This is a genomic window from Achromobacter sp. FW305-C-30-7 (assembly GCF_058783105.1).
In genome coordinates this window covers 624946-645984 of record NZ_JBYSYI010000001.1, presented here as the reverse complement: position 1 = coordinate 645984, position 21039 = coordinate 624946, and the positions used below count along the sequence as shown (strand labels likewise).

The window sequence follows — 21039 nt, the reverse complement described above, 5'->3', positions numbered from 1 at the left end:
CATGCGGCCACGAGCGGCTACGCGTCCATTGCCCACCGCTTGGCATGCTTGCGGGTGTTGGCCTTGATCCAGCGCCCCAAGCGCTCGATCAGGGTGCGCTCCGCGCCCTCCGACACCTGCGCCATCAGCCCTGCCTGCACCTCGTCCAATGCCGCGGGAAGCGCAACCACCAAGGACTCCCCTACCGCCCTGACGTAGCGCAGGGCAAAGCCCAACTCCTTGGCCATGGCCGCGATATGTTCCGCGTCGATGCTGCCCGGCTTCATTTCGCCGCCAATCGCAAACGCGAAATTGCGAGCCAGCCCGGAGTACATACCCGTGCACATCAGGTCATAAAACGGAGCCAGCCGGTACAGGCCGTCCGGCGTCTGCAGCACGGACAGGTTCTTGGCATGGCTATCGTTGTTGCCGACGCACAAGTTGAAGAATATCCATTGCAGGAAACGCTTCAAATCCGCGGCGCCGATGCCCATGCCTCCCAACAACTCCCGACATTGCTGCAACGATGGACCGCCGTCGGACTCATACTTCACGTCGGACGGCTTGCCGGCCAGCTGGCAGAGATCCAACTGATGAAGCCGCAGCAAGCCGCCCTTGTCGTCAGGCTTGCGGTCATACCGGGTAATCAGGCATGCGTGCGTATCGGGCTGATAGCGGACTTCCGCCACGCCCAGGCCCATTCTGGCGGCCAGCTGCATGACCAGCGTCTCGTTCAAGGCCGACGACCAAACGCCGTCCAGGCCGCGAATATCCGGCTTCAGAATATGCGTGGACGGCGCCGCCCCCTCGGGGATCGCCGGCGAACCATCGGGCATGACCGTCAGTAGGAGCTTGTCTTGCGCCCCGGCCAGAGAAATGCGGGCGCCCTCGGCGTTCTCAGCCGCCAACGCGGGTACAACCACGTCCTGCAAGCGCACTGCCACGTCCTGCCACGTCGCAGGCCGGTGGCGCGCCGGCGCGGGCCGCTCGCCTTGCGGCAATATGGTCAACCCACTGGCGGTGTCCCCGCCCACGCTGCGCAACAGGCCGAAGACCGTGGTGGCATGGCGGCTGACCTGCAGGAACTTGCGCACATGCCCTTCGGGCAACAGGTTTTCAAAGAATGCATGCACCGCATCGTCCGCATGATCGCCGCTGCGCAAAGGCACCGATGGCGAAATGGCGTGCGCGCCAGCCCAATTCAGCCAGGCGTCGTCATACACGAAGCGCAACGGCCGCTCGTCGAACAAGCGGCCGACCTTGCGGTCCGCGTGATAGATGTCCAGCGCATCGGCGGCGGTCATGGCAGCCTCGGGCGCTTGGGCGCCACCTGCACTTCCAGGCCCAGCAGATCCAGCATGTCCAGCACCTTCTGCAATTGCAGCGTGGGCTTGCCGCGCTCCAGATCCACCACATAGCGGTTGCCGGTGCCGGACAGACCGGCCAGGTCAGCTTGCAGCAAACCCTGCGAGCGCCGGACGGCCTTCACCAGCTCGCCCAGTTCGGTCGAGGTGCGGATCGTTACGCCGGCCCCGCCTGCAAGCGCGGCAGGAATATCGTTCGCGGGCATGAGCGCCTCCAAAATTACCGTTCGGTAATTTTAGGGCAATAATATGATCGGCGTGGCAAAAAAATTACCGATCGGGAAAAATTTACCGCAGTACGGTTTTCTCAGCCCGAAAAATTACCGGACGGGAATAATTTTTTCGATCCAGGCCTGATTTTCACACAAAATTACCGGTCGGTAATTTTGTGGCCATCGTCCATGGAGCGGTGCCCCGGACGAAAAAAAGGCGCCCAAGGCGCCTTTTCGTCTTCAAGCACGCGTCCCGCTTACTTCAGCAGCAACGCATTCAGCCGCTTCACGAACGCAGCCGGGTCGGCAATTTGCGCGCCTTCGGCCAGCAGCGCCTGATCCAGCAGCAGACGCGCCCACTGGTCAAACTCGCCATCTTCGGCGGCGCGGATGCGGGCCAGCAACGGATGCTCGGGGTTGATTTCCAGCACCGGCTTGACGTTGGGGGCTTCCTGGCCGGCGGCCTTCAACATGCGCAGCAGGTGCGGGCTGAGTTCGTTCTGGCCCACCACCACGCAAGCCGGCGAATCCACCAGGCGCAGGGTCACGCGCACTTCCTTGACCTGATCTTCCAGCGTCTTCTGCAGACGCTCGACCAGCGGCTTGAAGTCCTCGGCCACTTCGGCCTGGTGCTTCTTTTCTTCCTCGTCGGCCAGCTCGGCCAGGTCCAGGCCGCCCTTGGCCACCGAGACCAGCGACTTGCCGTCGAATTCGCGCAGGTAGGACAGCATCCATTCGTCCACGCGGTCCGACAGCAGCAGGACTTCAATGCCCTTCTTGCGGAAGATTTCCAGATGCGGGCTGTTGCTGGCCGCGGCGAAGGTATCCGCCGTGACGTAGTAGATCTTGTCCTGGCCTTCCTTCATGCGCGACACGTAGTCGGCGAAGGACACGGTCTGGGCCTGGTCGCCCGTCTGCGTCGACGCAAAGCGCATGAGCTTGGCGATGCGTTCCAGGTTGGCCGAGTCCTCGCCCGCACCTTCCTTCAGCACCTGGCCGAACTCCGACCAGAACGTGGCGTAGTCTTCCGGCTTGTTCTCCGCCATGTCTTCCAGCAGCGACAGGATGCGCTTGGCCGAACCTTCGCGGATCGCGCGCACGTCGCGGCTTTCCTGCAGGATTTCACGCGACACGTTCAGCGGCAGGTCCGCCGAATCGATCACGCCGCGCACGAAGCGCAGGTATGAGGGCAGCAGCTGGTCGGCATCGTCCATGATGAAGACGCGCTTCACGTACAGCTTCACGCCGTGGCGGCCGTCGCGGTCCCACATGTCCATGGGCGCATGCTTGGGCACGTACAGCAGCTGCGTGTATTCGCTGCGGCCTTCCACGCGGTTGTGGGTCCAGGTCAGCGGGTCGTCGTAATCGTGCGACACCGTCTTGTAGAACTCGCGGTACTGCTCTTCCGTGACGTCGGACTTGCTGCGGGCCCACAGCGCGTTGGCCTGGTTCACCGTTTCCAGTTCTTCGGTCTTGACCTGCTCGCCCTTCTCCTGGTCCCACTCTTCCTTGGCCATGCGGATGGGCAGGGAGATGTGGTCCGAATAGCGGCGCAGGATCTCGCGCAGCTTCCAGCCGTTGAGCAATTCGTCTTCGTCAGCGCGCAGATGCAGCGTGACGTCCGTGCCGCGCGTGGCTTTTTCAGCGGCGGCGATGGTGAATTCGCCCTGGCCGTCCGATTCCCACTGGATCGCGTCCGTGGCGCCGGCGCGGCGGCTGACCACCGTGACCTTGTCGGCCACGATGAACGAGGAATAGAAACCCACGCCGAACTGGCCGATCAGTTGCGCGTCCTTTTGCTTGTCGCCGGTCAGCTGCGAGAAAAATTCCCGCGTGCCGGAACGCGCAATCGTGCCCAGGTTGGCCACGGCCTCATCGCGCGACAGGCCGATGCCGTTGTCGGAGATGGTGATGGTGCGCGCGGCCTTGTCGTAGCTGACCGTAATGGCCAGTTCGCCATTGCCTTCCAGCAGTTCGGGCTGGTCGATGGCCTCGAAGCGCAGCTTGTCGCAGGCGTCCGATGCGTTCGATACCAGCTCGCGCAGGAAGATTTCCTTGTTGCTGTACAGCGAATGGATCATCAGGTGCAGCAGCTGCTTCACCTCTGCCTGGAACCCCAGGGTTTCGGACGTGGAAGGCGTGGCGGTTTGGCTCATAGTTCTACGTGGCTAGGTAAGTAAATTGGGGACATTGATTGGCTGCCGGGACATCTGGCCCGCGCGGCCGCCGGGAAACCCTATTGATGTGGGGGCCAATGGCGTGTTTTCAAGGGCGGGCGGAAATTCCCCCAGCCGGTCGTAGCCCCCCATTTCGGGGAGGGGCGGCGCCTCAGAAAATCGAGAACACCTTGCGGTAGCGTGTTTTCGCCTCCAGCACGGTTTCATGCTGCGGCACCGCCAGCTTGCCGGCCCGGATCAGCTTGCGAATGTCGGCGGCCGTGATCTGCCGCGTCTCTTGCGAGCGCAGCAGGAAATCCGCCGTGCTGCGGTCCTGGATCTGATAGATCGAATGGAAAATCAGCTGCGAAGGGCCCAACTCGTCGAGGTAATAGAGTTTCTCTCCCTTCTGCCAGACCGTGCCGAAGTTGTGATAAACCACGCCGCGCTTGTTCCATTCCCCAGCCGGCGCATCCGTCAGCTGGTTGATCAGCGTGGAACGGGACACCAGCCCTCCGCCGCTGCCCCGCGAGTTGCGGGCCCAGGCTTCCTGCGCCTGCAGGAACAACGTCTGCCTGCCGTCCGTGTACACGTAGGGCGACAGGGCGGTGTATGTGTCCGAAGCCAACGGATCGTCTCCAGCCCGTTCCACCTGCCGCGTCTGCGTGTTGTAGAAATAGATACCGTCCTTGGTCGCGAACAGCGCGTGGTACACATGCCGCCCCTGCTCGTTCAGCAGCCGGTACGGCGCATGCGCCGCGTCGAAGGGCTGCGCGCCCACGTACACCATGCCGTCGCGCGGATCACGGAGATAGGGCTGGCGGTACAGGTCGCCCACCATGAAGGTGTACAGCGCGGGATCGTCCGACAGCGGCAGCAACTGCTCGTGGAAATAGACGCGGCGGCCATCGGCGAAGAAATCGTCGCTGGACCGCACGTCGCCATCCCTGCCCGCTGGCAGGCGGCGCAGCGAGGCCGGCTCTGCCTGCGGCATTTCGCGGCCCCGGTAGTACACACGTTCGTCGTCGGTGGCCAGCTCGCGGTCCAGTAGCGGCCGGTAGGACCGGGCGCTGGCCGGTAGCGCGACGAACGGATACAGATAGGTCTGTGGCTTGGGGCCGGCATCCGCCTGGTACAGGACCTTCTGCCAGAACTCGTCCAGCATGCCCAGTTCCTCGTTGCGCACACTGTGCATCGAACAGAAATACGTGACCGCGCCATCGCTGAAATAACTGTTGCCCAGGTAACGCGCAGGCGCCGGCTTCATGCCCGGCAGGACCTGGTTGCCGCAATACACGTGGCGCTGGTCCCTGGCCGCCTGCCTGCCATCGAAAGCCCCGGTATCGAAGGCCGCGAAACTGGCCGGATCGGCCTCGTCCATGCGGTAATAGCCGTTGCTGGGAACGGCGGCGTAAACGCCGCCCTGATAATTCTTATAGATGCTGCTGCCGTAGGACTGCCCGCGGTCGACGGCCGCGAAATCGTCGCCGTCCATCAGCCAGAACAGCAGGAACATCGGCAGCGCGGCGATGATCAGGACCAGCGTGATCACGGCCCATTTGACGCGTTTTTGCATGGAATGGCGGGGCTGACCTGCCTTTGATTGGCGACCAGGGATTCTAACCAGCGGCAGCGAGCCCGGTCCCGTCTCCGGCCCACTCCCGGTCCGTCCCCGGACGCCGCGGAGCCTTCCCCGCTAAAATCCCGCACTTTCCTCCCCTACCCCGACCCTGGCCGGCCCATCCGCCATGCAACCCGCCTCCCTGACCCAACCCGCCCCCCACGGCTCATCCGACGCCGACCCCAGCCCTGACCTGGTCTACGGTCCCGACGATCGCCCCGCGCCTCCCGTCGCCTTCGTCGCCGCCCTGCAGCACCTGCTGGCCATCCTGGTTCCCATCGTCACCCCCGGCCTGCTGATCTGCCAGGCCCTGGGCGTCAGCAGCCGCGACACCACCCTGATCGTGTCCATGTCGCTGGTCATTTCCGGCATCGCCACCTACGTCCAGTGCAAGCGCTTCGGCCCCCTGGGCGCCGGCCTGCTCATCGTGCAGGGCACCAGCTTCAACTTCGTCGGCCCGCTGATCGCCGGCGGCTCGGTCATGGTCAAGCAAGGCACCCCGGTCGAAGCTGTCATGGCCGCGATCTTCGGCGTGGTCATCGCCGGCTCCTTCGTTGAAATGGGCATCAGCCGCATCCTGCCCTTCGTCAAGCGCCTGATCACCCCGCTGGTCACCGGCATCGTCGTGCTGCTGATCGGCCTGACCCTGATCAAGGTCGGCCTCATCAGCATGGGCGGCGGCTACAGCGCCATGGGCAACGGCACCTTCGCCAGCGCCGAGAACCTGACCCTGTCCGGCCTGGTCCTGGGCACCATCATCCTGCTGAACCGCGTGCCGGTCGTGTGGGTGCGCAGCACCGCCCTGGTGCTGGCGCTGGCCGTCGGCTACATCGCCGCCGCCTACATGGGCCGCCTGGACTTCACCGGCGCCCGCGAAGCCGCCCTGTTCCAGATCCCCACGCCGCTGCACTTCGGCCTGGGCTTCTCCTGGGCGCTGTTCGTGCCCATGCTGATCATCTACCTGGTCACGTCGCTGGAAGCCATCGGCGACGTCACCGCCACCAGCAAGGTCTCCAAGCAGCCCGTCGAAGGCCCGCTGTGGATGCAGCGCATCAAGGGCGGCGTCCTGGTCAACGGCGCGAACTCGCTCTTGGCCGGCGTGTTCAACACCTTCCCCAGCTCGGTCTTCGCGCAGAACAATGGCGTGATCCAGCTGACCGGCATCGCCAGCCGCCACGTCGGCGTGTGGATCGCCGGCATGCTGATCCTGCTGGGCCTGTTCCCGGCCGTGGCCGGCATCCTGCAGGCCGTGCCCGAACCCGTGCTCGGCGGCGCCGCCATGGTCATGTTCGGCGCGGTCGCCGCGTCCGGCATCAACATCCTGGCCGGCATCCACCTGGACCGCCGCGCGCTGCTCATCATCGCCGTGTCCCTGGCCCTGGGCCTGGGCGTGTCGCAAGTGCCGGAAATCCTGTCGCACCTGCCCCATGCCGTGAAGAGCGTGCTGGAGTCGGGCGTGGCCACCGGCGGCATCTGCGCGCTGGTGATGAACTGGTTCCTGCCTGAGAAAAGGTAAGGCTGCCGGGCTCCTCAGGGAACTGGTTCTGGCCCCCGCCTGCGGGTGGAACCGGCTCCCTGACAGAGGTCCGGTCCAAGGCCGCCTGACAATTTATGAAAGACCGCATATAATCGCCGTCTTCGCTTCTCCCGCGACCGTCATCTGGACGTGTCCGCGACCTCCTAGCCCGGGTGGTGAAATTGGTAGACGCAGGGGACTCAAAATCCCCCGCCGCAAGGCGTGCCGGTTCGATTCCGGCCCCGGGCACCAGAATTCAAAAAGCCGTTGACGTTCGCCGTCAACGGCTTTTTTCGTGGCGAAATGCCGCACGCGGCCTACGCACGTGTTCATTTCAACGCTCCACGCGCGGACGCTCTCCAATACGTGCAACGTATACGCCCCACACTGGCGGACGATAGCGGGACTTGGACCAAATTCAGCCGCTAGAATTTCCTCGCAACAAGGTTGGTTCCGACTACCGACCGCGCAGTGCAAGCCTACTCTGACAAGCTGGAGGTTCGATGGCAATCAAGGCCGTAGCATTCGACGTATTTGGAACATTGGTCCGCATAGAACGGCCCACCCGCCCGTTCCGAAAGCTGGTCCGCCTGCTGCATGAGGCGGGCCGCCGGCGCCAGAGCGACGACGGCGTCCGGGCGATGAGCAATGCGATAGACCTGAGACAGACAGCCAGCTTGTTCGGCGGCATGGTCAGCGAAGAGAACATGCGCGCCCTGGAAGCCGAATTGCTTGAAGAAATCCAATCAATCACGCTATTCGCTGATGCTGCCCCGACTCTTTCCGCTTTGAAAGATCGAGGAATCAAAATAGCGCTTTGCTCCAACCTCGCAGCGCCATATGGGCCTCCGGTACTGGATTTGCTGCCCGTCCAACCGGATTTTTGCGCCTGGTCATACGAAGCCGGCGCCGTGAAGCCACAGCCCGAAATCTACCGATACCTCTGCGATGGTATTGCGTGCCAGCCCGAAGAAGTACTTATGATCGGCGACACCATTGAAGCCGATATGGTTGGGCCTCGGAAATTTGGCATGCATGGGTACCACTTGGACAGGCACGCGACGGCGACGCGTTCAAGTGAATCGGTGGATTCGCTGAATGACGTGCTGACTATCCTGGCTGCTCGCTATTGATGAATAGCCTATGAGTCAACGGCGTAGTCTGAGCTGACCCGGATCTCCTGCTGGAGGTGCCCATGTGCGGCCGTATCGTGCAAGTCCGGACCCACGGACTGCGTGGAACGGATATTCCCGAACCGGCATCAAATCTTCACGGGCCCGGCCAAGCCGCGGCCCGCTGACTATCCACCGCCTCGCAGAAGGCACGCTAGAGATTGTCCGCCGGCCTTGGGAATACAGGCACCCAGACTTCCCACACTTCATGAGCAATACCAAGCTCGAAGCGATCTGGCGGAACGGCTGGCCCATGTCGCGTTGATGAAATGCCGCAGGATGAACTGCTACTGAACTGATCTGAGTGAGAGATGCAGCGGCTCATCCGGCCTGAGTGCCACCTGTTGCACTGGACGTGGTGATTTCATGCCAGCGGGAATTGACAATGTCCACCGCTGCAAGATCATGGCTGCCATTACCTTCATTTCCGCCGTTGCAAGATGCTGCCCGAGGCACACACGTGGGCCTAACCCAAATGGCGCATACGCGCCCCGCGGTACACGTCTTGGATCTTCACTGAACCGATCCGGCCAATAATCATGTGGATCAGTAAACCAACTTGAATCCCGCTGCATTAGCTGTATGGGCAGCATAAACAGCGTGCGCTGTGGAAACTGCCATGGACCCAAGCTCACAGGCCTGACAGCACGACGGGTCATGAGTGCTGGTGCAGCAGGGTATAGGCGCATCGTTTCTTCCAGTGTTCGCGCCAGATAAAACAGTTCAGGGAGTGCTTGCATCGTAGGCGCTTCGCCCTGCAACACTTGTGCAACTTCAGTCCGAGCCCTTTCCTGCATAGTTGGATTCGAAGCCATGCACCATGCCCACCAAGTTAGCGTTGCCGCGGTTGTTTCATGTCCGGCGAGGAACGTCGTCATGCATTCATCGCGAATATCCTTGTACGACCAATTGGACGGATTGGTCTGTTGCAGACGCAACAGACGGGACAGCAAATCGTCTGGCCAGCTTTCCTCAGGTGCTTGTAGCCTCTCTTTCATGTGGCGCTCGATCAATTCATCCAACTCTTGAATTGCCCGCCTCTTGCCTCGTTTCCATGGCACCCAGTCGGGCCAATTTACTAACGAGAAGAATTCGGCATCTACCACCTTGCCCAAAACACGAACAGCGCATTCCGCTTGCCTAGCCTCGTCGCCAACTTCGGTGGAGAACATTGTTCGGATGATCGCGTCCATGGTCAATGAAGTAAGCGCGCTCTCTATGGGCCAGAGATCATTATTGGGGGGCCAGGAATCAAGTGCATCTCGCGTTGCACCAATGATGGACGGAACAGTGCTTTGCAGTGTTCTAGGGGTGAAGTTCGGCTGCATGACTTGGCGCTTCTGAATCCACTTCTCACCCTCAGCTATGATCACACTATGCCCGTGCACTTTTGCAAAGACACGAATGCCGCGTTCCCAGCGAATTAGAGCATCGTGGTGATTCACAAGTAGTTCACGCGCCAACTCCGGATCTGTGAGAACTATGAAATTCTCAGGCCAAATTCGCAGATGAAACACATTGCCAAAGGCCTGTTTCCATTCAGAAAGTGTGTCGAGCATGTTGTGAGACATCTTTCTGGACAGACGCCAACCTGTGACGCCTGATGACGGGCCAGGAGGCCACTCTCCCGCTTCAAACTGTCGCGGGGATAGGGGAGAATCAGACTTACCAGTTGATTCGAAAGGACATGAGGAGGGGGCATCTTTTTTCATAGGCAGTACTACATGCCAATTTGCCCAAGACGTCTTGAATCGAAACGACATCTTAAGTCCCGAAGTGATTCCACACCCAGCCTCGTAGACCCATGGATTGCCAATCAAATCAGATCCTTGTTCCTGCCCTCATTGATCGAGCCCCTCGCGTAGCGACCGGAACACAAGACTCTCTGGCGCAACTATATCCAGCACCGATGGCACTGTCTGATGCCATTGTGGCAGTGGTTAGTCGAAACACCTGTGGTATCACTCTTAGCGATGCACAGCGCCTCTCGCATTTCCCCGCATCCCCGTTCGTCTGCCTCTCTTGGTACAGCAACACCGACTTCGGTCTTGTGACCCGAAACGACTATGGGACTGAGTGGCGACGCTTTGACACCGATGTCTTGATTTCTGGCAGTCAGTCAGGACCGACAGTAAGCTGGTCTAGGGGAAGTGGCCGCGGCGGAATGATTTACTTCCCTATAAGCACGGCGACGGAGTTGTTCCAGATAGATGTATCCATGATTCAAGACCGAGCTATTTGCGCCCGCCGGATACTTGGATCGACTTGGTTTGAGATGCTTGACGCTCTGGTTAATTCCGATGACGATCAAGTTACTCTGGAAATTATCGAACGATATCTTGAACCGCGCTGGCGGCCATCACATCCACGCCACTCCACAATAGACATCTTGAGAGGGGCGGGCCGTCAGTGGGTCGACGGACTAGCCCGCCAAGCAAATGAATGGCAACGCAGTCGTGGCATTCGACAGGTCGAGCGTCGTATCAAAGCATTCAGCGGCCGATCTCTACGCGAATGGCAGTCACTTGTCGGTACTGAAAAAGCCTTCTTCGCAGCGCGAGATCGTCAAGAGTCTATTGAATGGCTGGATTGGGCTGCTTTTGCACTGGAAGCAGGATTTGCAGACCAAGCCCATCTAAGTCGGGCAGTAAAACGTATAACTGGATTTCCTCCGGCCGAGTTTGCTCGGCGCTTCGTTGAGGACGAATCGTTCTGGATCTATCGACTCTGGGTCTAGTACGCCGGTATCTACCGATACCTCTGCGAGGGTATTGCGTGCCAGCCCGAAGAAGTACTTATGATCGGCGACACCATAGAAGCATCTTCGGCCCCTCTGCCGCCTGGGCCGGGGCCCAAGCGGCAGAGGAAATCAATTAACGGTCACGCCCGCCTCGCGCACCACCTCACCCCACAAAGAAATCTCCTTCACGATCTGATCGCGAAAATCCTGCGGGCTGCCCGGCGCGGCTGCCTCCCCGGTGGCCTTGAGCCGATCAGCCATCTCGGGCATGACAACCGCCGCATTGATCGCGGCGTTGAGCTTGGCCTGCACCTGCGGCGGCACGCCCTTGGGTGCGATGATGCCGTACCACACCGTCACGTCGTACGGCACGCCGGCCTCGCGCACGGTGGGGATATCCGGCGCCGAGGACACGCGCTGCGGCAAGGTCACTGCCAGCACCTTCAGGCGCTTGTCTTCGCGGTAAGGCAGCGTCGAGCCCGCCGTGGTCAGCATCACGTTGACCTGGCCCGAGACGGTGTCCGTCAACGCCGGCGCGGACCCCTTGTAGGGAATGTGGACCATGGTGATACCGGCCGTCTTCAGGAAGGCCTCCATCGCCAGATGCGATATCCCGCCGGTGCCGGACGAGGCATAGGTCAAGCCGCCCGGTTTCTTCTTGGCCAGGGCCACCAGATCACCCAGGCTGTCCGCCGGCACGCCGGGATTGACCGATACGAAGAAAGGCGCGCGCGCGATCATGCCGATCGGCGTCATGTCCTCCACCGGATCGAACGGCAGCTTGTACAGGCTGGGATTGACGGAATAGCTATTGGAAATCAAGGTCAGGGTGTAGCCATCGGGCGCAGCCCTCAGGCCCTGCTCCACGCCCAGCTTGCCGCCAGCGCCGGGGCGGTTCTCCACCACCACGGGCTGTTTCAGGCCATCGGACAGCAACTGACCCAGCAGGCGCGCGATCCCGTCATTGCCGCCTCCGGCGGCAAAGGGCACGATCAGCTTGATCGGCTGCGTAGGATAGTCATCCGCGTGCGCATTGGAAACCGATGCGGCAAACGCCACGGCAGTCAGCGTCATCCCCAATACCGCCCTGCCCAGTTTGGCGCCGGATAGCATCGTCATATTTCTCTCCTCCTTGATCGGCCGCTGCGCGGCCACGTTATGTGATGAAAGGCGCAAGACTACAACTTAACGAGTGAAGTTGCAGTCTTGCGCCTTTCTTTCGTTCAAACCGTGATGGCCTGCGCTTCCGCCCTCAGCGCCGCCAGCACTGCCGGACGCTCCCCAATACGAGTGGCATACGCCGCCAGGAACGGCCAACGGTCCAGTTCAATCCCGAAGAACCGGCACCACCCCATCACCGTAAACAGATAGGCATCCGCCACGCTGAATTGCTGGCCCAGTAAATAGGCGCTCTCGGCCAGAATGCCGTCCAGATAATCGAAGCGCTTGAAGAGCCGTTCGCGGAAATGCAGCTTGGCGGCCTCGGGCAAGGCCGACTGAAACAGGGGCGCCGAACCCGCGTGGATCTCGCTGGTTATGAAGTTGAGCCATTCCTGCAGCCGCGTGCGCTGGCGCGTGCCATTGGGCGGCGCCAGCTTCATGTCGGGCCGCAGGTCAGCCAGATACTGGACGATGGCCGGCCCTTCCGTGAGCACGTCGCCGTCGTCCAGCTCCAGCGCGGCGACATAGCCTTTGGGGTTGATCGTGCGGAAATCGCGGCCGTCCTCGGTCTGCTTGGTCTGGTTGTTCACCCTGACCAATTCAAAGGGCAATTCAAGTTCACGCAGCACGATGTGCGGCGACAACGAGCAGGTATGCGGGGCGTAATAGAGCTTCATGGCATCTCCGAGGGAACAGCGGGGAAGTCTCTCGCGCCGCCGGGCGCAGGTAAAATTAATGCTCCACTTTCCTATCATTAGCTCAGCTACTTAATATGTTGAACCTGGGACATTGGCGCTTGCTGGTCGCGACGGCCGACACAGGCAACATTTCCCGCGCCGCCGAGCGCGTGGGCATTACCCAATCCGGCGCCAGCCAGGCCATCGCGCAACTGGAAGCGTCGCTGGGGCTCCAGGTTTTCACCCGTTCCCGCAAGGAAGTGGCGGTAACGGCGCTGGGCGAACAGGTCATCGATCACGCCCGCGGGATGCTGTCTCACCTGGAGTCCATCCGCGCACTGGCCGACGACAGCCAGGGACTGAGCCAGGGCCGCATCCGGCTGGGCAGCTTTCCCTCGGTCATCTCGACGCTGCTGCCGCCCCTCCTGCACGGCTTCCGGCAGCGTCACCCCGGCATCGAAGTGGTGGCCTTGGAGGGCACGGATGAAGAAGTCGAGGAATGGCTGTCGCGCGGCGCCATCGATCTGGGCGTCGTGATGAATCCCGCAACGCACAGGCAAGCCCTGATCCTGGGCCGCGACCGCTGGATGGCGCTGCTGCCCGGCACGCATGCGCTCAGCCGCCGCGCATCATCGCGTGGTATCGCACTGGCCGAGCTGGTCGATGAACCGTTCATTCTGGCGACCGGCGGCTGCGCCGTGAATGGCCTGAGCCTGGCCCGCAAGGCCGGGCTGGAGCTCAACGACATCCGCGTCACGGTCCGCGATTGGGCCAGCGCCTGCGCGCTGGTGCGGGAGGGCATGGGCGCCGCGGTGGTTCCCGAGTCCACGCTGCCTGCGGACATGCGCCAGTTGCGGGCCTTGCCGCTGAGCCCTGCGGCGCGCCGGGAGTTCGGACTGGTGCGCTCCGCCGCCGGACGGCAATCCGCGGCGGTGGGCGCGCTGTGGCAGCATGCCGCCCACGCCCTTAGCTCAAAAGCTTCGGCCAAAGTACGTACTCGCTAAGACGAATCGCTCGCGTGTATCCCAACCGCCAGCCGAAACTCCGCGCTACGATCTGATCATCGTTCCATCCCGCTTTTTCCGGACACGATCGCCGAAGCGCCGCCCAAGGGAAACACCGCGCCATGACACCCCGCCTGTACGCGCTCACCCTGCTCTCCATGCTCGCCTTCGCCGGCAACTCGCTGCTGTGCCGCCTTGCGCTCAAGCAGACCGCGATCGACCCCGCCACCTTTGTCGCCATCCGCATCGCTTCCGGCGCGTTGGTGCTGTGGCTTGTGTTGCGCTTGCGCAAGCCGACGAGGCAGCTGGAAGGTAATTGGAATGGTGCCTCGGCGCTGCTGGCCTATGCCCTGGCCTTCGCCTATGCCTACACCCAGATCCCGGCGGGCACTGGCGCCTTGCTGCTGTTCGCGTCGATCCAGATCAGCATGATCCTGTATGGGTTCTTCATCGGCGAGAGGCTGAGCATCACGCAGGGGCTGGGCATAGGCCTGGCGGTGGCCGGCCTGGTGATCCTGATGCTGCCCAGCGTCAGCGCACCGCCGCTGTTCCACGCCTTGCTGATGATCGCGGCCGGCATCGCCTGGGGCGCCTATTCGTTGCTGGGCCGCAGCGCCAGGGACGCAGCGTCCGCTACGGCGGGCAACTTCATCCGCGCCGCGCCGGTCGCGCTGCTGCTGTTCTTCCTGCATGGCCTGACCTCGGGCGTGGGCTACGACGCGGCGGGCGTGGCGTATGCCGTGGCGTCCGGCGCGGTGACGTCGGGCCTGGGCTATGTCTTCTGGTACGCGGCGCTCAAGGGGCTGAAAGTGACCCACGCCGCGACAGTGCAGCTCAGCGTGCCGGTGCTGACGGCGTTCGGCGGCACCCTGTTCCTGGATGAGCCGGTGACCGCCATCCTGATGACGGCTTCGGTGCTGATCCTGCTGGGTATTGCGCTAGTGGTGCTGGTCAAGAAACGGACCGCCTGACAGTCCGCTTCAATTCACGCGCCTGGGCAGCACCGCCCGCATCCAGCGCGACAAGCGCGGCCGGATGCGCTGGTTATGCAGCAACACCGCACCCACGGCGCCGATAAACGCACCGACCACCGTATCCAGGAAGCGCGCCTCGATGACGGCCGCAGGATAGCCCTGGCCCAGGTGCGGCGCCTCGGCCAGGAAGATCGTCAGCGGCGTGATCAGCACCACGGCGCTGGCATAGTGGCGCACCACCAGCGTTTCTATGCCGAACGACAGCGCCATCATCACCAGGCTCAGGGTCCATACGTTCAGCGGCAGGCTCAACAAGGCCCATGCCACGCACAGGCCCACGGCGGTGCCCAGGATACGGTGCAGCTGGCGGTTCCAGGCTGCCATCAATGTCGCGCCCTGGATGATGGCCAGGCAGCTGACAGGAACCCAATAGGGCCGCGGCAATTGCAGCAGTTCGGCCACCAGCAGGGACACGCCCACGAACAGGCCGATGATGACGGAGTCGTAGACCACGAAATCAAAAGTGGGCTTGGGCAGCGCGGTTTCGGGCGGCGGCGGCGCGACCCGCGTCATGTGCAGGGAGTACACAAACGCCACCAGGCATGCGACCAGACTACCCAAGGCCACCATGCCGACGCGTGTGGGGATTTCCTGCACGCTCCCCGGCGTGTAGGCCGCGATCGCGGTTGCCATGATGTAGAACAGGCTGCCCGGCGGCCCCAGCCGGTAGCAGCGGCAGACCATGTTCACCACCATGGCGATGAAGGTCAGCGCCAACAGCATTACCGTGGGCCAGAACTGCGTCAACGCGCCCACCGCATAGCAGGCCACCATGCCGAAGGACGCCGCCAGCAGCATCATCATGCGGTGCTGCAACGAGGAATTGGGCAGGCTCAGGAACACCATGCCGCCCAGGCTGGACATCAGGCCGTAATCCATACGCCCGAAATAGGCGCCCACCAGCAAGGGCAGCCCTGACGACAGGGCCGCGGCCAGGGGCATCTCCCAGGGCCTATCGCTGGCGTTGACCCGGATCAGTTCACGCCACACGCCCAGCAAGCGCGCCTTGGCCCAGGCGTAGCCGCGCCATGCAGCGGGGCCGCGCCCGGAGGATTCTTCGTTCTTGTTCATGGACGGGCCTGTGGAAAATTCCGCTCGACGGATTTAACGGGAATTCCCTGATTCTCCCCCCTTATGCCGCTGGCTACCATTCGCCGCACCTCAGCCTTCGGCTGATCGCTACAAATGCGCCGTACGGCGCGGAGACATCCATGAAAGCACTCAAACTGGCCGCGGCAGGCACCGCCTTACTCATTTCGTCCTTGACCGCCCACGCCGGCGCGACTTTCGAGGCGGTCAAGAACAAGGGCTTCGTCCAATGCGGCGTGTCCACCGGCGTTGCCGGCTTCTCGGTGAACGACAGCAAGGGCGGCTGGATCGGCCTGGACGTGGACCTGTGCCGCGCGCTGGCCATCACCATGTTCGGCGACGCCTCCAAGGCCAAGATCATGGCCGTCAGCGCGCTGCAGCGCTTCACTGCCCTGCAGTCCGGCGAAGTCGACGTCCTGCCCCGCAACACCACGCTCTCGCTGACCCGCGACACCACGCTGGGCCTGATCGGCGTGGCCGTGAACTACTACGACAGCCAGGGCATCATGGTGAACAAGTCCCTGAACGTGAAAAGCGCCAAGGAACTGGACGGCGCCACGGTCTGCGTGCAGCCCGGCACCACCACCGAACTGAACCTGGCCGACTGGTTCCGCTCACAGAACATCGTCTTCAAGCCCGTGGTCGTGGAACGACTGGACGAGATCATCCGCGCCTTCGCGGTGGGCCGTTGCGATGCCTTCACCGGCGACAAGTCGCAGCTGGCCGCGGCGCGCAGCAACCTGGAGAACCCGGAAAAGTACGACATCCTGCCGGAGAACTTCTCCAAGGAGCCGCTGGGCCCCATGGTCCGCCAGGGCGACGAGCAATGGTTCAACGTGGTCCGCTGGACCCTGTTCGCCATGCTGGAAGCCGAGGAATACGGCATCACGTCCAAGAACGTCGACGAAATGCTCAAGAGCACTAACCCCAACGTGCAGCGCCTGCTGGGCGTGACCCCGGGCATGGGCAAGAACCTGGGCGTGGATGACAAGTGGGCCTACAACATCATCAAGCACATCGGCAACTACGGCGAGAGCTTTGAGAAGAACCTGGGCCCCAGCAGCCCGCTGAAGCTGCCGCGCGGCCTGAACGCTTCTTACCGCGATGGCGGGCTGATGTACGGCTGGCCGGTGCGCTAAGCACGCAGCAAGACCTTGCCAGGCATCGCCCGCTACGGCTTCGCGCCGTGGAACAACGGCGATGCCTGGATTCTTTCCAGCATCCCTCTTGCCGCACTGGTCAGCGGCCGATTGGCGCGCACGATCAGCCGCGTCTGCGCCGCCTCGAAGATGGGATTGGTGGTGCGCAACGCCACCAGCTCGCCCCTGGCGACCTCTTTCACCACCGAATTCGCCGACGTGAAGGTCAGCCCCAGCCGGCTTTCCACGTAGCGCTTCAAAGTCACGATCGAGTTGGCGATGAAGCTGGGCGACAGCACGATGTTCTCCGAGAGCTCGGCCATCTCGATCAACTGGCGCAGACCGAACCCCGGCCCCATGAGCGCGATCGGATGGCTCGCCACGTCCTTCAGCGTCGGCCGCTTGCGTTGCCGCGCCAGCGGATGATCCGGCCACGCGATCACGCACAGCGGATGATTGCGCGTGTGGACCACGCGTATGCCAGGGTCCGCCGGGGCGCCGAACACCACGCCGATATGTGCGTCGTCGTGCACCACGGCGCGCACCGCGTCGGAAGCGCCTGCCACCTTCAGCGACACCCGCACGCCGGGATGCTGTCGGCAGAATTCGTCCACCACGCCGCTCATCAGGATATCCACGAATCCCTCGCTGGTGACGATCTGGATATCGCCGCGTTGCAAGCCGTTGACCTCGTCCAGCCGGGCGCGCAGGGCCTGCTCGCTGGCCTGCCGGTCGCGGCAGTGATCCATCACGATAGCGGCCATATCGGTGGGCACGATGCCGCGGCCCTTGCGTTCCAGCAGCGCCACGCCCAGCTCCGTTTCCAACAGCTGGATCTGGCGGCTGACGATGGAGGGTTCCACGCCCAGGCGCTCGGCTGCGCCGCGCACCGATCCGGTCGTCACCGCCTCGAAGAAGTATTGCAGGCGCCGCGCGCTCAAACCTCCGTCCATGCTTGTCCCCTTTTCTACGATTTCTTCAAATCGTTGCCTTTTTAGCAACAAACTTCCTCTCAGCTTACATTGATTTACAGGGCTGCGATTGCGAATAATGCGCGTACTTTCAAATCCGCTCGGTTGCGAGCCGCAAGCTGGAAACCAGCGGCGGCGGCAATGCGAGGTAACGCCCATTTCGAGCCTTAAAGCATGAAACTCTTCGCTTCGATCCTCGCTGCCGCAACCCTGAGCGTGTTCAGTCAACAGGCCGCATTCGCCTCGCCGGAAGCCGCCTACCCCAACAAGCCCGTCAAGGTCGTGGTCGGCTATGCGCCTGGCGGCTCGTCCGACGCCGTGGCGCGGCTGATCGCTGGTCGCCTGTCGGACAAGCTGGGCCAGACCTTCGTGGTCGAGAACCGCCCCGGCGCCGCCAGCAACATCGCCGCCGCCACCGTGGCGCGCTCGCCCAACGACGGCTACACCATCCTGCTGGGCTCGAACGCCAGCACCATCAACGTGTCGCTCTACAAGGAACTGTCCTTCGACTTCCAGAAGGACTTCGCGCCGGTGGCGCTGCTGACGCGCTTCCCCAACATCATGGTGGTGAACAACACCGTGCCGGCCAAGACCGTGCAGGAGTTCATCACCTACGCCAAGGCCAACCCCAAGAACATCTTCTTCGCCTCGTCCGGCGCAGGCTCGTCGACCCGCCTGTCGGCTGAACTGTTCAAGATGATGACCGGCGTGGAAATGGAGCACGTGCAATACAAGGGCAGCGCGCCCGCCCTCACCGACCTGATGGCCGGCAGGATCCAGGTGATGTTCGACACCGCGCCTTCCGTCATGCAGCTCATCCAGGGCGGCAAGCTGCGCGCACTGGGCGTCACCAGCGCTACCGTCCAGCCCTTCGCGCCCGAGATCCCCACCATCGACGCCACCGTCAAGGGTTACGAGATGACGTCCTGGTATGCGCTGTTCACGCCGGCCGGCACGCCCGCGGGCATCGTGGAAAAGCTGAACAAGGAAGTCAACGCGATCCTGGCTGAGAAGGACATCCAGGAAAAGCTCGCCGGCATGGTCGCCACGCCCGGCGGCGGCACGACTGAAGAGCTGCGCCAGCACGTCGCTTCCGAAATCGCCAAGTACGCCGACGTGGTCAAGGCATCCGGCGCCACCGCGGACTAAGCACTCGTACCATGCGCGTTTTCACCGGTTCGCTGTCGACGGAGACCAATACGTTCGCTCCGCTGCCCACCTCGCTGGATGATTTTTCCGACCGGGGCTATTACCCCGCCGGCACCCATCCTCCCGAGATGACCATCTTCAGCGGCCCCCTGTGGGCAGCGCGCCAGCGCGGCGCGCAACACGGCTGGACCGTGATCGAAGGCATGGCCGCCGGCGCCCAACCCGGCGGCGTCACCACCCGCCATGCTTACGAAACGCTGCGTGATGAACTGCTGCGCGACCTGCAGCAGGCCCTGCCCGTCGACATGGTGGTGCTGGGCCTGCACGGCGCCATGGTGGCCGATGGTTATGAAGACTGCGAAGGCGACCTGCTGACGCGGATACGCAAGATCGTCGGCCCCGGAGTCGTGGTGGGCGCGGAACTGGATCCGCACTGCCACCTGTCGGAGGCCATGGTGGCCAACGCCGACATGCTGGTCGCGTACAAGGAATATCCCCACACCGACATCCGCGAACGCGCTTTGGAACTGGTGGACTTCTGCGCGGCCATCGTCGAGCGCCGTATCGCGCCTGTCGCCGCCGTCGTTGACTGCGGGATGGTCGTCACCATCCGCACGCTGCAGGAACCAGCGCGCGGCTACATCGACCGCATCAGCGCGCTGGAGGGCAAAGACGGCATCCTTTCCATTTCCGTGGTGCACAGCTTCGCCTGGGGCGACGTGCCAGACATGGGGACCAAGCTGCTGGTCTATGCCGATGGTGACGCCCCGGCCGCCCAGCAACTGGCGCGGCGTCTGGCTGACGAGCTGATAGGCATGCGCGAAGTGTTGACGCCTGTCTATCCCAAACCGGACGAAGCCATCGACCAGGCTCTGGCATACGGCGCAACGCCTGTCGTCATCGCCGATGCGGCCGACAATCCCGGCGGCGGCGGCGCGGGCGACTCAACCTTCCTGCTGCGGCGTCTGCTGGAACGCGGCATGCGCAATGTGGCGATAGGCCCCATGTGGGACCCCATCGCCGTCCGCATAGCTTTCAGCGCTGGCGTCGGCGCGCGCTTGCCCTTGCGCATTGGGGGCAAGATCAGCCCCCTGTCAGGGGAACCGCTGGACCTGATGTGCACGGTCAGGGCGCTGGTGCCGGACATGGTCATGACGGGCTTGTCTGGATCGCCCGCTGTCGTAGGGAATTCCGCCTTGGTCGAGGCGGATGGCGTTGAGATTGTGCTGATCACGGTACGGGCCCAGGCCATGGATATCGATGTCTTCACCCAGCTCGGCTGCCGGCTGGAGGAGAAGGCGCTGATCGTGGTGAAGTCGGCGCAGCACTTCCAGGCGTCGTTCGCCAAGGTGGCGCGGGCTTTGGTGTTTGCAGATGCGCCGGGGTCGGCGGCGTTGGATTTGAGGGGGTTGGTGTATCGACGGGTGGAAAGGCCTAAATGGCCGATTGACGCATAAAGAGCTGGTCAACACATACCGACTGGATATTGGCGGGCGTTCTCCTGGGAATGTCCGCCAATTGCATTACGACATCAAAGTCGCTTTCCCTAGCTGACGGTCCAAAAGCCTCAGACCCAGCGGTATTGGCTTTCCTTTCGTTCAACTCGGGTAAGACCGAGTAACATGTGTCCCTAGATCAAATATCGGACTAAAGGAAGGCTGTGAAGGCTATCAGCGACCAAAAGTCTGGCGAACCCCTGATCGATATCGCACGCCTCAGCGCAGCGCAAGACAAGTTCGCCAAGGACCGCGACTGGGAACAGTTCCACTCCCCCAAAAATCTGGTTATGGCTTTGACCGGGGAGGTCGGCGAGCTGTCCGAAATCTTCCAATGGATGACCGAAGCGGATTCAAAGGCCGCTGGTACGAACCCCGCCACCGCAGAAGCCGTCAAGGACGAGCTCGCGGACGTACTGCTCTATTTGGTTCGGTTGTCATCCGCGCTGGGTGTCGACCTTAACGAAGCCGTCACCCAGAAACTACTGAAGAACGCGCAGAAGTATCCGGCGGAGAAAGCCAAGGGCTCCAGCAAGAAATACAACGAACTCTAAGAAGA

General features: G+C 62.6%; 18 protein-coding genes and 1 tRNA gene. 10 read left to right on the top strand and 9 right to left on the bottom strand.

What is annotated here, in order from left to right:
- Positions 1–17: 17 nt before the first annotated feature.
- The 4 genes from AC3WOB_RS03075 to AC3WOB_RS03060 all read right to left on the bottom strand — a co-directional run bounded on the left by AC3WOB_RS03075 (position 18) and on the right by AC3WOB_RS03060 (position 5287).
- Positions 18–1283, bottom strand: coding sequence for a type II toxin-antitoxin system HipA family toxin (locus tag AC3WOB_RS03075; protein ID WP_492274136.1), 1266 nt, complete (start codon positions 1281–1283; stop codon positions 18–20).
- Positions 1280–1549 carry a helix-turn-helix domain-containing protein gene (locus AC3WOB_RS03070; RefSeq protein WP_207469482.1) on the bottom strand — a complete coding sequence of 90 codons (270 nt, stop codon included), beginning with the start codon at positions 1547–1549 and terminating at the stop codon, positions 1280–1282. The genes AC3WOB_RS03075 and AC3WOB_RS03070 overlap by 4 nt, the downstream gene beginning before the upstream one ends.
- Positions 1550–1812: 263 nt before the next feature.
- Complete coding sequence (gene htpG, locus AC3WOB_RS03065; protein WP_492274135.1) at positions 1813–3711, bottom strand: molecular chaperone HtpG; 1899 nt, start codon at positions 3709–3711, stop codon at positions 1813–1815.
- A gap of 172 nt (positions 3712–3883) precedes the next feature.
- Positions 3884–5287: a DKNYY domain-containing protein gene (locus tag AC3WOB_RS03060; protein WP_492274134.1), complete on the bottom strand. Its 1404-nt coding sequence runs from the start codon at positions 5285–5287 to the stop codon at positions 3884–3886.
- Positions 5288–5459: 172 nt separating this feature from the next.
- On the opposite strand from AC3WOB_RS03060, the gene AC3WOB_RS03055 reads away from it, so the two are divergent.
- The 3 genes from AC3WOB_RS03055 to AC3WOB_RS03045 all read left to right on the top strand — a co-directional run bounded on the left by AC3WOB_RS03055 (position 5460) and on the right by AC3WOB_RS03045 (position 7981).
- Positions 5460–6848, top strand: coding sequence for a uracil-xanthine permease family protein (locus AC3WOB_RS03055; protein WP_013396438.1), 1389 nt, complete (start codon positions 5460–5462; stop codon positions 6846–6848).
- 167 nt (positions 6849–7015) lie between these two features.
- Positions 7016–7100, top strand: a tRNA-Leu gene (locus tag AC3WOB_RS03050).
- Between the two features lie 251 nt (positions 7101–7351).
- Positions 7352–7981: an HAD family hydrolase gene (locus AC3WOB_RS03045; RefSeq protein WP_492274133.1), complete on the top strand. Its 630-nt coding sequence runs from the start codon at positions 7352–7354 to the stop codon at positions 7979–7981.
- Positions 7982–8307: 326 nt separating this feature from the next.
- Here the strand turns inward: AC3WOB_RS03045 and AC3WOB_RS03040 are convergent, their stop codons facing one another.
- Positions 8308–9732, bottom strand: a complete 1425-nt coding sequence (locus AC3WOB_RS03040; RefSeq protein WP_492274132.1) for a cytochrome P450 — start codon at positions 9730–9732, stop codon at positions 8308–8310.
- A 197-nt stretch (positions 9733–9929) separates the two neighbouring features.
- Here AC3WOB_RS03040 and AC3WOB_RS03035 point away from each other — a divergent pair, with 197 nt between their 5' ends.
- Complete coding sequence (locus AC3WOB_RS03035) at positions 9930–10757, top strand: helix-turn-helix domain-containing protein (protein WP_492274131.1); 828 nt, start codon at positions 9930–9932, stop codon at positions 10755–10757.
- A 132-nt stretch (positions 10758–10889) separates the two neighbouring features.
- Here AC3WOB_RS03035 and AC3WOB_RS03030 read toward each other — a convergent pair whose 3' ends face one another.
- Together AC3WOB_RS03030 and gstA are read right to left on the bottom strand one after the other, a co-directional pair.
- A complete protein-coding gene (locus tag AC3WOB_RS03030) occupies positions 10890–11879 on the bottom strand; it encodes a Bug family tripartite tricarboxylate transporter substrate binding protein (protein ID WP_492274130.1) in 990 nt (329 codons plus the stop codon).
- Between the two features lie 104 nt (positions 11880–11983).
- Positions 11984–12598: a glutathione transferase GstA gene (gene gstA / locus AC3WOB_RS03025; protein ID WP_492274129.1), complete on the bottom strand. Its 615-nt coding sequence runs from the start codon at positions 12596–12598 to the stop codon at positions 11984–11986.
- 95 nt (positions 12599–12693) lie between these two features.
- Here gstA and AC3WOB_RS03020 point away from each other — a divergent pair, with 95 nt between their 5' ends.
- The gene (locus AC3WOB_RS03020; RefSeq protein ID WP_492274128.1) at positions 12694–13602 is read left to right on the top strand and encodes a LysR family transcriptional regulator; all 909 of its coding nucleotides are present in this window, start codon (positions 12694–12696) and stop codon (positions 13600–13602) included.
- Between the two features lie 122 nt (positions 13603–13724).
- Positions 13725–14573 (top strand): DMT family transporter, encoded by an 849-nt coding sequence (locus tag AC3WOB_RS03015; RefSeq protein WP_492274127.1) that lies wholly within the window; start codon positions 13725–13727, stop codon positions 14571–14573.
- Positions 14574–14582: 9 nt separating this feature from the next.
- Here AC3WOB_RS03015 and AC3WOB_RS03010 read toward each other — a convergent pair whose 3' ends face one another.
- Positions 14583–15707 carry an FUSC family protein gene (locus AC3WOB_RS03010; RefSeq protein WP_492274126.1) on the bottom strand — a complete coding sequence of 375 codons (1125 nt, stop codon included), beginning with the start codon at positions 15705–15707 and terminating at the stop codon, positions 14583–14585.
- A gap of 140 nt (positions 15708–15847) precedes the next feature.
- Here AC3WOB_RS03010 and AC3WOB_RS03005 point away from each other — a divergent pair, with 140 nt between their 5' ends.
- Entirely contained in the window at positions 15848–16864 is a 1017-nt protein-coding gene (locus AC3WOB_RS03005) for an amino acid ABC transporter substrate-binding protein (protein WP_492274125.1), read from the top strand.
- A 32-nt stretch (positions 16865–16896) separates the two neighbouring features.
- On the opposite strand, the gene AC3WOB_RS03000 is transcribed toward AC3WOB_RS03005, so the two are convergent.
- Entirely contained in the window at positions 16897–17817 is a 921-nt protein-coding gene (locus AC3WOB_RS03000; protein WP_492274124.1) for a LysR family transcriptional regulator, read from the bottom strand.
- Between the two features lie 192 nt (positions 17818–18009).
- Here AC3WOB_RS03000 and AC3WOB_RS02995 point away from each other — a divergent pair, with 192 nt between their 5' ends.
- From AC3WOB_RS02995 to AC3WOB_RS02985, 3 genes are all read left to right on the top strand, one after another.
- Positions 18010–18984 carry a tripartite tricarboxylate transporter substrate binding protein gene (locus AC3WOB_RS02995; protein ID WP_492274123.1) on the top strand — a complete coding sequence of 325 codons (975 nt, stop codon included), beginning with the start codon at positions 18010–18012 and terminating at the stop codon, positions 18982–18984.
- Positions 18985–18995: 11 nt separating this feature from the next.
- Positions 18996–20441: a M81 family metallopeptidase gene (locus tag AC3WOB_RS02990; RefSeq protein WP_492274122.1), complete on the top strand. Its 1446-nt coding sequence runs from the start codon at positions 18996–18998 to the stop codon at positions 20439–20441.
- Positions 20442–20644: 203 nt separating this feature from the next.
- The gene (locus AC3WOB_RS02985) at positions 20645–21034 is read left to right on the top strand and encodes a nucleotide pyrophosphohydrolase (RefSeq protein WP_437340749.1); all 390 of its coding nucleotides are present in this window, start codon (positions 20645–20647) and stop codon (positions 21032–21034) included.
- Positions 21035–21039 lie beyond the last annotated feature (5 nt).